11 protein-coding genes are annotated in these 13346 nt (G+C 61.8%); 6 read left to right on the forward strand and 5 right to left on the reverse strand.

From position 1 onward, the window contains the following. The first annotated feature begins 59 nt into the window (after positions 1-59). Genes SM766_RS05210 through murJ form a run of 3 tightly spaced genes read left to right on the forward strand, consistent with a single transcriptional unit; the run spans position 60 to position 5567 of the window. Positions 60-1232: a penicillin-binding protein activator gene (locus SM766_RS05210; RefSeq protein WP_065272746.1), complete on the forward strand. Its 1173-nt coding sequence runs from the start codon at positions 60-62 to the stop codon at positions 1230-1232. Beyond that, positions 1192-4020 carry a [protein-PII] uridylyltransferase gene (locus SM766_RS05215; protein WP_368947154.1) on the forward strand — a complete coding sequence of 943 codons (2829 nt, stop codon included), beginning with the start codon at positions 1192-1194 and terminating at the stop codon, positions 4018-4020. The genes SM766_RS05210 and SM766_RS05215 overlap by 41 nt, the downstream gene beginning before the upstream one ends. Then, a complete protein-coding gene (murJ, locus tag SM766_RS05220) occupies positions 4017-5567 on the forward strand; it encodes a murein biosynthesis integral membrane protein MurJ (protein ID WP_368947155.1) in 1551 nt (516 codons plus the stop codon). Before SM766_RS05215 ends, murJ begins: the two co-directional genes overlap by 4 nt. A gap of 87 nt (positions 5568-5654) precedes the next feature. Here the strand turns inward: murJ and SM766_RS05225 are convergent, their stop codons facing one another. After that, a complete protein-coding gene (locus SM766_RS05225) occupies positions 5655-6341 on the reverse strand; it encodes a rhomboid family intramembrane serine protease (protein ID WP_274867073.1) in 687 nt (228 codons plus the stop codon). A gap of 134 nt (positions 6342-6475) precedes the next feature. Between SM766_RS05225 and trpS the strand changes: the two genes are divergently transcribed. Further along, complete coding sequence (gene trpS / locus SM766_RS05230; RefSeq protein WP_065272742.1) at positions 6476-7504, forward strand: tryptophan--tRNA ligase; 1029 nt, start codon at positions 6476-6478, stop codon at positions 7502-7504. A 55-nt stretch (positions 7505-7559) separates the two neighbouring features. Continuing rightward, positions 7560-7766: a cold-shock protein gene (locus tag SM766_RS05235; RefSeq protein ID WP_065272741.1), complete on the forward strand. Its 207-nt coding sequence runs from the start codon at positions 7560-7562 to the stop codon at positions 7764-7766. 139 nt (positions 7767-7905) lie between these two features. Here SM766_RS05235 and SM766_RS05240 read toward each other — a convergent pair whose 3' ends face one another. From SM766_RS05240 to paaG, 4 genes are read right to left on the reverse strand one after another with little or no spacing between them, the layout of a single operon-like run. Continuing rightward, the gene (locus SM766_RS05240; RefSeq protein WP_065272740.1) at positions 7906-8502 is read right to left on the reverse strand and encodes a TetR/AcrR family transcriptional regulator; all 597 of its coding nucleotides are present in this window, start codon (positions 8500-8502) and stop codon (positions 7906-7908) included. A gap of 8 nt (positions 8503-8510) precedes the next feature. Then, a complete protein-coding gene (paaK, locus tag SM766_RS05245) occupies positions 8511-9821 on the reverse strand; it encodes a phenylacetate--CoA ligase PaaK (RefSeq protein WP_274834473.1) in 1311 nt (436 codons plus the stop codon). A 14-nt stretch (positions 9822-9835) separates the two neighbouring features. Further along, positions 9836-10261 carry a hydroxyphenylacetyl-CoA thioesterase PaaI gene (gene paaI, locus SM766_RS05250; RefSeq protein WP_065273739.1) on the reverse strand — a complete coding sequence of 142 codons (426 nt, stop codon included), beginning with the start codon at positions 10259-10261 and terminating at the stop codon, positions 9836-9838. Between the two features lie 2 nt (positions 10262-10263). After that, positions 10264-11049: a 2-(1,2-epoxy-1,2-dihydrophenyl)acetyl-CoA isomerase PaaG gene (paaG, locus tag SM766_RS05255; protein ID WP_065272738.1), complete on the reverse strand. Its 786-nt coding sequence runs from the start codon at positions 11047-11049 to the stop codon at positions 10264-10266. A 208-nt stretch (positions 11050-11257) separates the two neighbouring features. Between paaG and paaZ the strand changes: the two genes are divergently transcribed. Continuing rightward, positions 11258-13288: a phenylacetic acid degradation bifunctional protein PaaZ gene (paaZ, locus tag SM766_RS05260; RefSeq protein ID WP_368947156.1), complete on the forward strand. Its 2031-nt coding sequence runs from the start codon at positions 11258-11260 to the stop codon at positions 13286-13288. Positions 13289-13346 lie beyond the last annotated feature (58 nt).

Here is a 13346-nt window from a genome sequence, read left to right on the forward strand (position 1 = left end):
AACCAATACGGCCACCAACACGGCGCCCTGCGCCGGAAAAGGGGAGTTTCAGGTCCATCATGTTCGCCGTTTTCAAACAGGCCCGCAAGGCGGCATTCGCCGCGATTACCGCAATTTCCGCCTTTGCTCTGAGCGCCTGCAACCCGACCAGCATCGGAAGCGGCCCGAGCATCAACACCTCGAAACCGGTTCCCGTGGCGCTATTGGTGCCGCGCGGATCGGCCAAATCCGGCGACAGCGTTCTGGCGCAAAGCCTCGAAAACGCGGCGCGACTGGCGATCGGCGATTTGAAGGGCGTGCAGGTGGACCTCAAGGTCTATGACACAGCAGGCGATCCGGCGACAGCGGCCAATGCGGCCACCCAGGCCATCAACGACGGCGCACGCATCATCCTTGGCCCGGTCTATGCCGAGGCCGCAAATGCTGCAGGCGTCGCTGCGGCCAAGCGCAACGTCAACGTGCTGGCCTTTTCCAACAACACCGCAATCGCCGGCGGCAATGTCTTTATCCTGGGGGCGACCTTTGCCAATACCGCCCAGCGCCTGACCGAATACGCTGTACGCCAGGGGCGCGGCAATATCGTGATCGTCAGCGGCAATGACGCTGCGGGCCGTGCAGGAAGCGCTGCCATTCAGGCCGCAGCCGGGCGCACTGGTGCAACCATTGCCGGGTCGGTCGGATATGAGCTGTCCCAGAAAGGCGTGATCGACGCCGTCGGCCCGATCCGCGACACTGCGCGTGCCAACAATGCCAACGCCGTCTTCATGACCGCGACCACCGCAGGCGCCCTACCACTGCTGACCCAGCTTCTGCCCGAAGCGGGCCTGGATAAGGAAAGCACCCAGTACATCGGTCTGACTCGCTGGGACATCCCCTCGCCAACCCTGTCCCTGCCCGGTGTGCAGGGCGGCTGGTTTGCCCTGCCCGACCCGAGCAAATCGCAGCAGTTCATTACCCGCTACAGCTCTGCCTACGGGGGCGCTCCGCATTCCATCGGCGGGCTTGCCTATGACGGTATCGCCGCGATCGGGGCTCTGGTCAGTGCCGGGAAATCCGACGCCCTAACCGGCGCCGCCCTAACCCAGGGCGCAGGCTTCCAGGGCACCGGTGGTATCTTCCGTCTGCGCGCCGATGGCACCAATGAACGCGGCCTTGCGGTCGCAACAATCCAAGAACAGAAGGTGGTCGTCATTGACCCAGCTCCCAGTAGCTTCTCCGGCACAGGATTCTGATCCGGCCCATCAAGGCACCCCGCCCCTCGCCCCGGTCAAAGGCCCGCTGATCTGCGCCGCAGACAAGATTTTTGACGCTGCGGCGATACACGAGCAGATTGCTGCCGCAGCCAAGGACATGGAGGCGGCAGCGCTGCGCGCAGAGGTGGTCCGTCTGCTGCGTGAGGCCAACAAGGAAGGCCGCGCGGCGATTGCCGAAGCCTTTACTGCGGCGCCCTTTGCCGCCCGTGCGCTGACCCAGTCCTACAGCCACCTGACCGACGGGCTGGTCACGACCGCCTTTCGGGCCGCCACACAATTCCTGCATCCGCTGGCCAACCCGACCCAGGGCGAACGTATCGCCGTAATGGCCGTGGGCGGATACGGCCGGGCCGAAATGGCACCGTTTTCGGACGTAGACCTGCTGTTTCTGACCCCCTACAAGATCACCGCCTGGGCCGAGAGCGTCATTGAATCGATGCTTTATATGCTGTGGGACCTGCGGCTGAAGGTCGGCCACTCCAGCCGCACGATCAAGGATTGCATCCGCCTTGGCGCCGAGGATTACACCATCCGTACCGCCATGCTGGAACACCGTTTCCTGTCCGGTGACGCCGACCTTGCCCAAGAGCTGGACAACCGGCTGCGCAGCGATCTCTTTTCCAAGGATGCCCGCGAATTCGTCGAGGCCAAGCTGGCCGAACGGGACGAACGCCACCTGAAACAGGGTGAGCGTTACATGGTCGAACCCAATGTAAAGGAAGGCAAAGGCGGGTTGCGCGACCTACAATCGCTGTTCTGGATCTCCAAGTATCTTTATCAGGTGCAGGACGTCGCCGAACTGGTGCCGCTGGGCCTGTTCAGCCGGGAAGAGTTCGAATTTTTCGCCGAGGCAGAGAATTTTCTCTGGGCGGTGCGCTCGCACATGCATCTGGCAACCGGGCGCGCGACCGAACAGCTGACATTCGATTTGCAGGTCGAGGTCGCCGAGCGCATGGGCTATCAGGACCGCGCCGGGCGGCGCGGCGTCGAAGTCTTCATGCAGGACTATTTCCGCAAGGCCACCCAGGTCGGGGATATCACCCGCATTTTCCTGACCAAGCTTGAGGCAAGCCAGCAAAAGGGCGAACCGCTGCTGGAACGGATTTTCCGCCGCCGCCCAAAAATCAAACCCGGCTACAAGGTCGTGCACAACCGGCTGGATATCGTCGATCCCGAAGAGTTTCTGGCGGACAAGCTGAACCTGCTCAGGATCTTCGAAGAAGGTCTGCGCACAGGCATGCTGATCCACCCTGATGCGATGCGTCTGGTCACGGCCAATCTGGACCTGATCGATGATGAAATGCGCGCCAACAAGGAAGCCTGCCGCATCTTTCTGGATCTGCTGCTGAAGCACGGAAACCCCGAACGCGCGCTGCGCCGCATGAACGAGCTTGGCGTCCTCTCTGCCTTCCTGCCGGAATTCGAACCGATCGTGGCGATGATGCAGTTCAACATGTATCATTCCTACACGGTGGACGAGCATACCATTCAGGTGATCTCGAACTTTGCATCCATTGAACGTGGCGAGCTCGAAGACGAACTGCCAGTTTCCTCCGAAGTGCTGCGCAAAGGGGTCAACCGCAAGGTTCTGATGGTGGCCATGCTGCTGCACGATATCGGCAAGGGGCGCGAACAGGACCATTCGATCCTTGGCGCCCAGATCGCCCGCAAGGTGGCGCCGCGGCTGGGGCTCAACAAATCCGACAGCGAGACCGTCGAATGGCTGGTGCGCTATCACCTTCTGATGTCGGACATGGCGCAAAAACGCGATATTGCCGATCCGCGCACCGTGCGCGGATTTGCCAAGGCGGTGCAATCGGTGAAACGGCTGGATCTGCTTCTGTTGCTGACCGTCTGCGATATCCGTGGCGTCGGACCGCACACCTGGAACAACTGGAAAGCCGCCCTGCTGCGCTCGCTTTACAACCAGACCCGCCGCGCGCTGGAAGACGGCATGGAGGCGCTGAACCGCGAACACCGAGGCACAGCCGCCAAGAAGCGCCTGCGCACGGCGCTGCCAGACTGGACCAAATCCGATCTCAAACGCGAAACCTCGCGCCATTATCCGCCCTATTGGCAAGGCCTGCATGTGACCGCGCATGTGGATTTTGCCGAAATGCTGCGCGAGCTGGAAGAGATCGGTGATCCGGGTGAAGTCATCATCCGCATGCATCCCGATGAAGACCGCGATGCCACCCGCGCCTGTTTTGCCATGGCCGACCATCCCGGCATCTTTGCCCGTATGGTGGGCGCCCTGGCACTGGTCGGGGCCAATGTCGTCGATGCACGCTCTTATACGACCAAGGACGGCTATGTGACCGATGCCTTCTGGATTCAGGACGCCGAAGGCCACCCCTATGAGGCCTCGCGCCTGCCCCGCCTGACCCAGATGATCCTGAAAACCCTGAAGGGCGAGGTCATCGCCCGCGAGGCGCTGGTGTCGCGCGACAAGATCAAGAAGCGTGAAAAGGCCTTCAACGTGCCGACCCACATCACCTTTGATAACGAAGGGTCAGAGATCTACACCATCATCGAGGTGGATACCCGTGACCGGGCTGGCCTGCTGTATGATCTGGCGCGCACCCTTGCAGATGCCAATGTCTATATCGCCAATGCGGTGATCGCGACCTACGGCGAACAGGTGGTCGATTCCTTCTATGTCAAAGACATGTTCGGCCTGAAATACCACTCGGAATCCAAGCAGAAGACCCTTGAGCGCAAGCTGCGCGAGGCCATTTCCGCCGGGGCCAAGCGAGCCGGTTCATGAAGCCGATCAAACTGCTGTCCGGCTTTGTCACGGTTGGTTTCTGGACTCTGGCCAGCCGCATCCTCGGCTTTGTGCGCGAAATCCTGATCGCCGCCTATATCGGCCCCGGTCCGGTGCTTGATGCCTTTGTCGCCGCCTTCCGCCTGCCCAACCTGTTCCGCCGCTTCTTTGCCGAAGGTGCCTTCAACGCAGCCTTTGTGCCCCAGTTCGCCGACCGGCTGGAGGCCGATGAAGACGCAGAAGGCTTCGCCCAACAGGCGTTCAACCTACTCGCCGCTGCGGTACTGGCCCTGACCGGCCTTGGCATGGTCTTCATGCCCGCCCTTGTCTGGGCAACGGCCGAAGGTTTTGTCGGGGATGCGCGTTTTGATCTGGCTGTAGGATATGGCCATATCGTCTTTCCCTACATCCTGTTCATGTCGCTGGCGGCGCTGTTTTCCGGTGTCTTGAACGCTACGGGGCGGTTTGCTGCTGCTGCGGCGGCGCCCGTGCTGCTGAACATCTTTGCCTGCAGCGCGATGATCACTGGGGCCGCGCTTGGCCATGAGGTCATCACCTGGCTGGTCTGGACCATCCCGGTTGCTGGCGTTGCGCAACTGGCGCTGGTCTGGCGCGCGACCGAGCGTGCGGGCATCCGCCTGCGCCCCGGCCTGCCACGCGTCACCCCCGCCATGCGCCGCCTCGTGCGAGTGGCGGTTCCGGCCGCGCTGGCCATGGGCGTCACCCAGGTCAATCTGGTGGTGGGGCAGCTGGTCGCCTCGGATATCGAGAACGCGGTCAGCTGGCTGTTCATTGCCGACCGTCTGTATCAACTGCCGCTTGGCGTGGTCGGGATTGCTGTCGGCATCGTGCTGCTACCGGATCTGACCCGGCGCCTGCGGGCAGATGATGATACAGGTGCGCGCGAGGGGCTTTCGCGCGCCGGGGAGTTCTCATTGCTGCTGACACTGCCCTCAGCTGCCGCTTTCATCGCGGTGCCGGTGCCGCTGGTTTCGGTGCTCTACGAACGCGGCGCAACAGGCCCCGAGGACGTGGCGGCCATTGCCCTGGCTGTGGCGATCTACGGCGCCGGGCTGCCTGCCTTCGTGCTGCAGAAGGTCCTGCAACCGCTCTATTTTGCACGGCAGGACACCCGCACGCCGTTCTACTACGCGCTGGTGGCGATGATCCTCAACGCGGTGCTGGCCATCGGGTTGAAGCCACTTGTGGGCTGGGTCTCTCCCGCCATCGCCGCATCGACGGCAGGCTGGGCGATGGTCGCTCTGCTGTGGATGGGGGCCGGGCGCCGCATGGGGGATGTCGCCCGCTTTGATGCGCGTTTCTTCCGACGCGGCTGGCGCATTCTTGCGGTCTCGCTGCTGATGGGCGCGGTGCTTCATATCGGCACACAGCAGCTTGCCTGGCTCTTCTACCTGCCAAGCTGGCGCTATCTGGCCCTTCTGGGACTGATCCTGACAGGGGCGGTGATCTACTTTGGCGTCGGCCAGGCCGTTGGCGCCTTCCGGCTCGCAGAATTCAAAAAGGCACTCCGCCGCAACCGGGGCTGACCGCGCCGCGCCCTGGCACGGCGCCCGGCCCAACGGGATCAGGCATGGTGTCCTGTCGCAATCCGGGCGGGAGCCCCCTGCCCGCGTTCAGTCGTGACGGATCTTGTTGCGGAACCGCGCCCAGCCGCCGGGCGCCAGGAAAAACGACAGGAAGAACCCGGTGGCAAAGCCAGTCAGATCCGCGATCCAGTCGGGTTGGCCGCCAAACAGCAGCGCAAACAGCAGCTGGATCCCCATCAGAAAGGCAATCAGCGAAAACGCCCGGCTCTGCTGCGCGCCCACCAGCGACAATTGTCGCCACAGGATATAGGTAAAGGCCCCGATCAACCCGTAAACCGCCGGAAATCCGCCGATCAGGGGCACCGGACTGCCGGAGAAGATCGCATAGCCCAGGGCGCCACCGATGGCAGAAAGGACAAAGATCAGGATCATGGCAATATCGCCAAAGACCTCTCCGACCATCTTGCCCATGGCCAGCACGAAGACGCAGACAAACAGCGCATGGGTGAAACTGCCGTGCACAAAGGCAAAGGAGACAAACCGCAGCAGATGCTGCGCGGGCCATTGTCCGGTCTCCCACATCCACCAGAAAATTTCGGCAGAGAATGCGTAAGACTGGAAAGCCTCCAGCCGCCAGCCCACGGCGGACGGGCCTCCGACGATGCCGCGCGCGCCAAGCGAAAACGCCGCCTCGATCCCCATGATAACCAGCACCAGCGCCACCACCACGGGCGGCAGCGGGTTCACGGGTGATGGGTTTTCACTGCTGCTCATTTCTTTCCTGCCCTTTTTGCCTGTCCCGGCCTTTTGACGCGCCCTTGTGGACCCGCCACCTGGACGGGCTGTTGACGACCGTTGCGCCCATGGTTAAGCCACCGCAGGCCCTATTTCCAGACGGGAGTTTCTCGATGACCGAGACCACTTTCACGCCGCGTGTCTTTTCCGGCATCCAGCCCTCGGGCAACCTGCACCTTGGCAACTACCTTGGTGCTCTCAAACGGTTTGTCGACTGGCAGGACAAGGACATGGAGACCATCTATTGCATGGTCGACCTGCACGCGATCACCGTCTGGCAAGATCCCAACGATCTGAAAAAAGCCACCCGCGAACTGTGTGCCGGGTTCATTGCCGCCGGGCTTGATCCGGAGAAATCCATTCTCATCAACCAGAGCCAGGTGCCTGAACATGCGCAACTGGCCTGGGTTTTCAACTGTGTTGCCCGCATGGGCTGGATGCAGCGGATGACCCAGTGGAAAGACAAGGCGGGCAAGAACCAGCAGAACGCCTCGCTGGGTCTACTGGCCTATCCGTCGCTGATGGCGGCGGACATCCTAATCTACCACGCCACGCATGTGCCGGTGGGCGAGGACCAGAAACAGCACCTTGAACTCACGCGCGACATCGCGGCCAAGTTCAACCACGACTATGGCGTTGATTTCTTCCCGCTGACCGAGCCGGTGATCGAGGGTGCCGCCACGCGGGTGATGAGCCTGCGTGACGGCTCCAAGAAGATGTCGAAATCGGATCCTTCAGATGCAAGCCGCATCAACCTGACCGACGATGCCGACACAATCGCCAAGAAGATCCGCAAGGCCAAGACCGACCCGGAGGCCCTGCCGTCGGAAGCCAAGGGCCTGGAAGAGCGCCCCGAAGCGCGCAATCTGGTGAACATCTACGCGGCCCTCGCCGAACAGACCGTGGACCAGGTGCTGGCTGATGTTGGCGGGCGGCAGTTCTCGGAGTTCAAGCCGATGCTGGCAGATCTGGCCGTGTCCAAGATGGCGCCGATCTCGACCGAAATGGCCCGGCTGATGGGCGAACAGGACGAAATCGACCGCATCCTGTCGCGCGGCTCTGAACGTGCCCGCGAAATCACAGCCCCGATCCTGCGCAAGACCTATGACATTATTGGCATGGTCGGACCGGTCAGCCTGTGATAGGCGTTTGAATACCTTCGCACGTTGCGGAGGAAGTCTATACTGGAGATATCGGATGGCCAATGGCACCGTAAAATGGTTCAACGCAACTAAAGGCTACGGCTTTATCGAGCCCGAAGCTGGCGGAAAAGATGTGTTCGTGCACATCTCGGCGGTTGAACGCTCGGGCCTCAACGGTTTGAACGACAACCAAAAAGTTTCCTATGAGCTGGAAACCGGCCGTGACGGCAAGCAGTCCGCAGGTTCGCTGGAACTGCTCTGAGGTTGTTGGCAGAGTAACCCTCTGCGCAAACCACATTAAAAATGATGACGGTGCTTTTGCTTCCCGAATCACCAAAGGCCGCCCTTTCGGGCGGCTTTTTCGCTTTCCGGGATAAACCCTGCTGTCAGCCCCTTTGCTCTCAGAGGCCCTTTACCCCGTTCAGCGTCAGGGTGGTGACAATATCGGCATAGCCCTCGCGGGCGTCGGATCCGGCACCGGAATTCCACATGTAATACCAGTTCAGCATGCCAAAGACCGACATGGTCGCTGCGCGCAGCTTCGCCGCATCCCCGGCAAAAACCTCGGGCGCGACGGCGCTGATCGCGTCGCTCATGAAGGTGACCAGCTCGCGCTGATAGCCACGCAGCAATGTCTGCTGTTCTTCGGGGAGGGCTGACATGGCGCTGATCTGCACCTGATGCTCGTCATCGGCCCCCTGATAGGCGAGCAATATCTCCGCCACGATGCGGCGCAGGCGGGCCTCTGCCTCAAGGCCCGACAGGTCCAGCTCGCAGACCCGATCCCGCAAATCGCTCAGATAGGTTTCAAGGAGGCCGAAGAGAACGGCATCCTTGCTGTCATAGTAGTGATAGATATTGGCCTTGGAGATCCCGCACTCCCGCGCCAGCTGGGTCATCGACGCGCGGTCATAACCGGCGTCAGCGAAGACCTTGGCCGCAGATTTGAGGATCTGCGCCCGCTTCAGGTCATGGTCTTTTGCGATCGTGCGGGCCACTGCTCTGCCTATCCTTTGTCGCGGTTGTCGACGACGCGCTTGGCCTTGCCCTGGCTGCGCTCCACCTCGCCCGGCTCGCCAACAATGATCTCGGTCGAGACCCCGACCATATCCTTGATCCGTTTGGTCAGCATCCGCGCTGCAGCGGTTTTCGACATTTCGTCGGTGGCATCCGGGTTGGCTTCGACAAAGACGCGCATCGCATCCATGCGGCCGGATTTATAAAGCTCGATCTGGTAATGCGGCGCCAGACCACCGGTGGCCATCAGCTGCTCTTCGATCTGGCTGGGGAAGACGTTGACGCCGCGCAGGATGATCATGTCGTCGCTGCGGCCAGTGATCTTTTCCATCCGCCGCATGGTGCGGGCAGTGCCCGGCAGCAGGCGGGTCAGATCGCGGGTGCGGTAACGCACCATCGGCAGGCCTTCCTTGGTGAGCGTGGTAAAGACCAACTCGCCCATTTCGCCGTCGGGCAGCACTTCACCGGTGACGGGGTCAATGATCTCGGGCAGGAAGTGATCCTCCCAGATGACCGGGCCGTCCTTGGTTTCCACGCATTCGCTGGCCACACCCGGCCCCATGATTTCCGACAGGCCGTAAATATCCACCGCGTGCATGTCAAAGGCGTCTTCGACCTCCTTGCGCATGGCATCGGTCCAGGGCTCGGCGCCGAAGACACCCACCTGCAGCGAGCTGTCGCGCGGGTCCAGTCCCACCTTGTGGAACTGCTCAAGGATGTTGAGCATGTAGGAGGGTGTCACCATGATCCCGTCAGGTTTGAAGTCGGTGATCAGGCCCACCTGTTTCTCGGTCTGGCCGCCGGACATCGGCACCACGGTGGCGCCCAGGCGTTCGATCCCGTAATGGGCGCCAAGACCGCCGGTGAAGAGCCCATAGCCATAGGCGTTATGCACCATGTTGCCCTTGCGCAGACCGGCGGCGCGCAAGCTCCGCGCGACCAGATCGGCCCAGTTGTCGATGTCTCCCTTGGTATAGCCCACGACGGTCGGCTTGCCCGTGGTGCCCGAGGACGCGTGCAGGCGGATGATTTCCTCGCGCGGCACGGCAAAGAGACCGAATGGGTAGTTGTCGCGCAAGTCATTCTTGTAGGTGAAGGGGAACTTCGAAAGATCCGAAAGCTGCTGCAGATCGTCGGGATGCACGCCCGCTTCATCGAACCGCTGCTTGTACATCGGCACGTTGTCATAGGCATGGCGCAGCGACCATTTCAGGCGCTCCAGCTGCAGGCTGCGGATTTCGTCGATGGAGGCGATTTCGATCGGGTCGAGCTCGGCCTTGTTGGGGGTCAGGTCTTTCATGGCGTCCTCCTCACCTATTCTTCGAAAAGATGGCCTTTGATCGCACGGGACAGGCCCCGGAACTCTGCGATCACCAGATCATCCTGATTTTTGACGGTCACGTCGTAGATGCCGCTGCGCCCGGTCAAGGAGACCTCTCGCGCATCGGCGGTCAGCCGGTCGCCAAGGCGTCCCGGCGCGGTATAGGTAATGCTGTTGCTTTGCGCCACGGTGGCCTGATTGCGGCTGTTGCAGGCAAAGGCAAAGGCGCTGTCGGCCAGCATAAAGGTCACGCCGCCATGGCAGATACCGTGGCCGTTGCAATGGTGCGCTTCGACCGTCAGCTGCAGTACCGCGCGCCCGGCGTCGACCTCGGCGATCTCCATTCCGGCCCATTTCGACGCATTGTCGCTGGACCACATGGCGGCGCTGGATTTTTCCGCGCGTTCTTTCGGGGTCATGGTCATTTGCCTTTGAACTCCGGGCTGCGCTTTTCCAGGAAAGAGGCAACGCCTTCGGCATAGTCTGCGCTTTCACCGCAGGTTTTCATGGCGTCCGCTTCCATCTCCAGATGGTCGGTCAGCGTGTCGACGGCGGCAGCTTGAATACATTGTTTGGTCAGCCCCAGACCCAGCGTCGGACCATTTCCGAATTTCTCGGCCATGGCGCGGGCTTCGGTCATAAGCTCTTCATCCGGCAACGCCTTCCAGATCAGCCCCCAGTCCTCGGCCTTTTTGGCGGGCAGCGGCTCGGCGGTAAAGGCCAGCCCCTTCGCGCGGGCTTCGCCCAGAAGACGTGGCAGATGCCAGCTGCCGCCAGTATCGGGGATCAGACCCACCTTGGAGAAGGATTGGATGAACTTGGCGCTTTCGGCCGCCAGAACCACATCACAGGCGAGTGCGATATTTGCCCCAGCCCCGGCAGCAACGCCATTGACGGCGCAGATCACCGGGAAGTTCAGCGAGCGGATCAACCGTACCAGCGGCGCATAGAAGGTCCGCACGGTATTCCCAAGATCCGGCGGGCCGTCCATCTTGCGCGGATCGCGATCGCCCAGATCCTGCCCGGCGCAAAAGCCCCGGCCAGCACCGGTCAGCAGAACCGCCCGGGCGCCACCATCGCGGGCAGCCTCCAGCGCGGCGCGCAAGGCATTGTGCATCTCATCGTTGAAGCTGTTCAGCCGGTCCGGGCGATTCAGGGTGATTTCCACCCACTGCCCGTGATCCGCGACCAGAATCGAATCTGTCATTCCCCTCACCCCCAATATCACTTGATCCGCCAGAAGGCTGTTTTCTTTCCGAAATCACCAGCTCGGGCGGCGTCTGGACAATTTTCTTGCATAAACCGACCGGACGGTCAATATATATCGCAAATCAATCCTGCCCGCCATGCGGCATCTGATCCTGCCCCGTGTCCGGGGCGAACAATGCTGGCGCGGGCAACCTAGGGAGACAGCAATGAGCCTTCTTGAGATTTCCAGCTACGCCGCCGGAGACTGGGTGAAACCCGGCGCAGGCGCCCGCAATATCGCCAGTGCGGTGACCGGCGCCACGATCGCCAGCGCCGGCAATGATGACCTTGATGTGCAGGCAATGCTGGATCATGCCCGCAAGGTGGGTGGCCCTGCCTTGCGCAAACTGACCTTCCACGACCGCGCACGCATGCTGAAGGCGCTGGCCACCGAACTCGGCAAGCACAAGGACGCGCTCTACGATCTGTCCTTCCACACTGGCGCCACGCAATCGGATCACATGATCGACATCGACGGCGGCATCGGCACCATGTTCGTCTTTGCCTCCAAGGGGCGCCGCGAAATGCCCGATGGCCATGTCTATCTGGACGGCGATGTCGAACAGCTTTCCCGCACAGGCAGCTTCCTCGGCCAGCATATCTGCACCCCACTGCAAGGGGTTGCGGTGCATATCAACGCCTTCAACTTCCCGGTCTGGGGCATGCTGGAGAAACTGGCGCCCACCCTGCTGGCGGGTGTTCCTGCCATCGTGAAACCAGCGACCGCGACCTGCTATGTCACTGAACTGGCGGTAAAGATCATGCTCGATAGCGGCATCCTGCCCGAGGGCGCGCTGCAGCTTGTCTCGGGCGGTATCGGCGACATGCTGAACCGTCTGGATTGCCAGGACGTAGTCAGCTTCACCGGCTCCGCCAACACCGCGCTGAAACTGCGCAACACCCCGGCGATTGTTGAGAACTCAGTGCGGTTCGTGGCCGAACAGGACAGCCTCAACGCCTCGATCCTGGGGCCTGACGCAGCGCCTGGCACGCCGGAATTTGACCTGTTCATCAAGGAAGTCAGCCGCGAGATGACCGCCAAGGCAGGTCAGAAATGTACCGCCGTGCGCCGCATCATCGCCCCCGAAGCGCAGGTTCAGGCGGTGATCGAGGCCCTGTCGGCGCGCCTCGCGAAAGTGGTGATCGGCGATCCGCGCCTGGAAACCACCCGCATGGGCGCGCTGGTGTCTGGCAGCCAGAAACGCGACGTGTTGGAAAAAGCGGCCCTGATCGGCACCGAAGCCAAACGCGTCTTTGGCGATCCCGAAAATTTTGCCGTCGAAGGCGCCGACGCCGAACAGGGCGCCTTTGTGCCGCCGATGCTGTTCCACTGCGAAGACCCTGACACAGCTGTGCATGTGCATGACACCGAAGCCTTCGGCCCGGTCTCGACCGTGATGGGCTATCGTGATCTGGACCACGCCATCGCGCTGGCCAATCGCGGTCAGGGCTCGCTTGTTGCCTCGGTCATCACCCATGATCCGGCAGTCGCGCGCGCTGTCGCGCTTGGCTCCGGCGCCTTCCACGGGCGCCTCTATTTCAACAACCGCGACTCGATGAAGGAATCCACCGGCCACGGCTCTCCGCTGCCCCATATGGTGCACGGCGGTCCGGGTCGTGCTGGCGGCGGCGAGGAGCTGGGCGGCGTGCGCGGCGTCAAACATTACATGCAGCGCACCGCCATCCAGGGCAGCCCTGATATCCTGTCCGCAATCGGTGACAAATGGGTGCCGGGCGGCACGGAAATCGCGGCTCCGGCACATCCCTTCACCCGGAAGTATGGTGAATTGTCAATTGGAGAGACCCTCCACACAGCTCCACGCACCGTCACGCTTGATGATATCGAACATTTCGCTCATTTCACCGGCGATACCTTCTATGCCCATATGGATGACGCCGCAGCGAAGCGGAATCCCTTCTTCCCGGGCCGCGTCGCGCATGGCTATCTGCTCCTGTCCTTTGCCGCGGGTCTCTTTGTGCAGCCAGACGAAGGCCCGGTGCTGGCCAACACCGGCCTTGATGGTCTGCGCTTCATGAAACCGGTGTCAGCCGGCGACAGCATCAAGGTGCGCCTGACCGTCAAGAAGAAGACGCCCCGCAACGAAGAATACGGCGAGGTACGCTGGCACGTGACCCTGACCAATCAGGACGACGAACTGGTCGCGGAATACGAACTGCTGACCATGAACGCCTTCTGATAGCAGGCGGCAATCAAAGAGAAATTTTGCCCGGGCTAGCGCAAGCGGCCCGGGCATT

The sequence above is a fragment of the Pseudophaeobacter sp. A-200-2 genome (assembly GCF_041008815.1).
In the GTDB taxonomy this organism is placed as follows: Bacteria; Pseudomonadota; Alphaproteobacteria; order Rhodobacterales; family Rhodobacteraceae; genus Phycobacter; species Phycobacter gallaeciensis_A.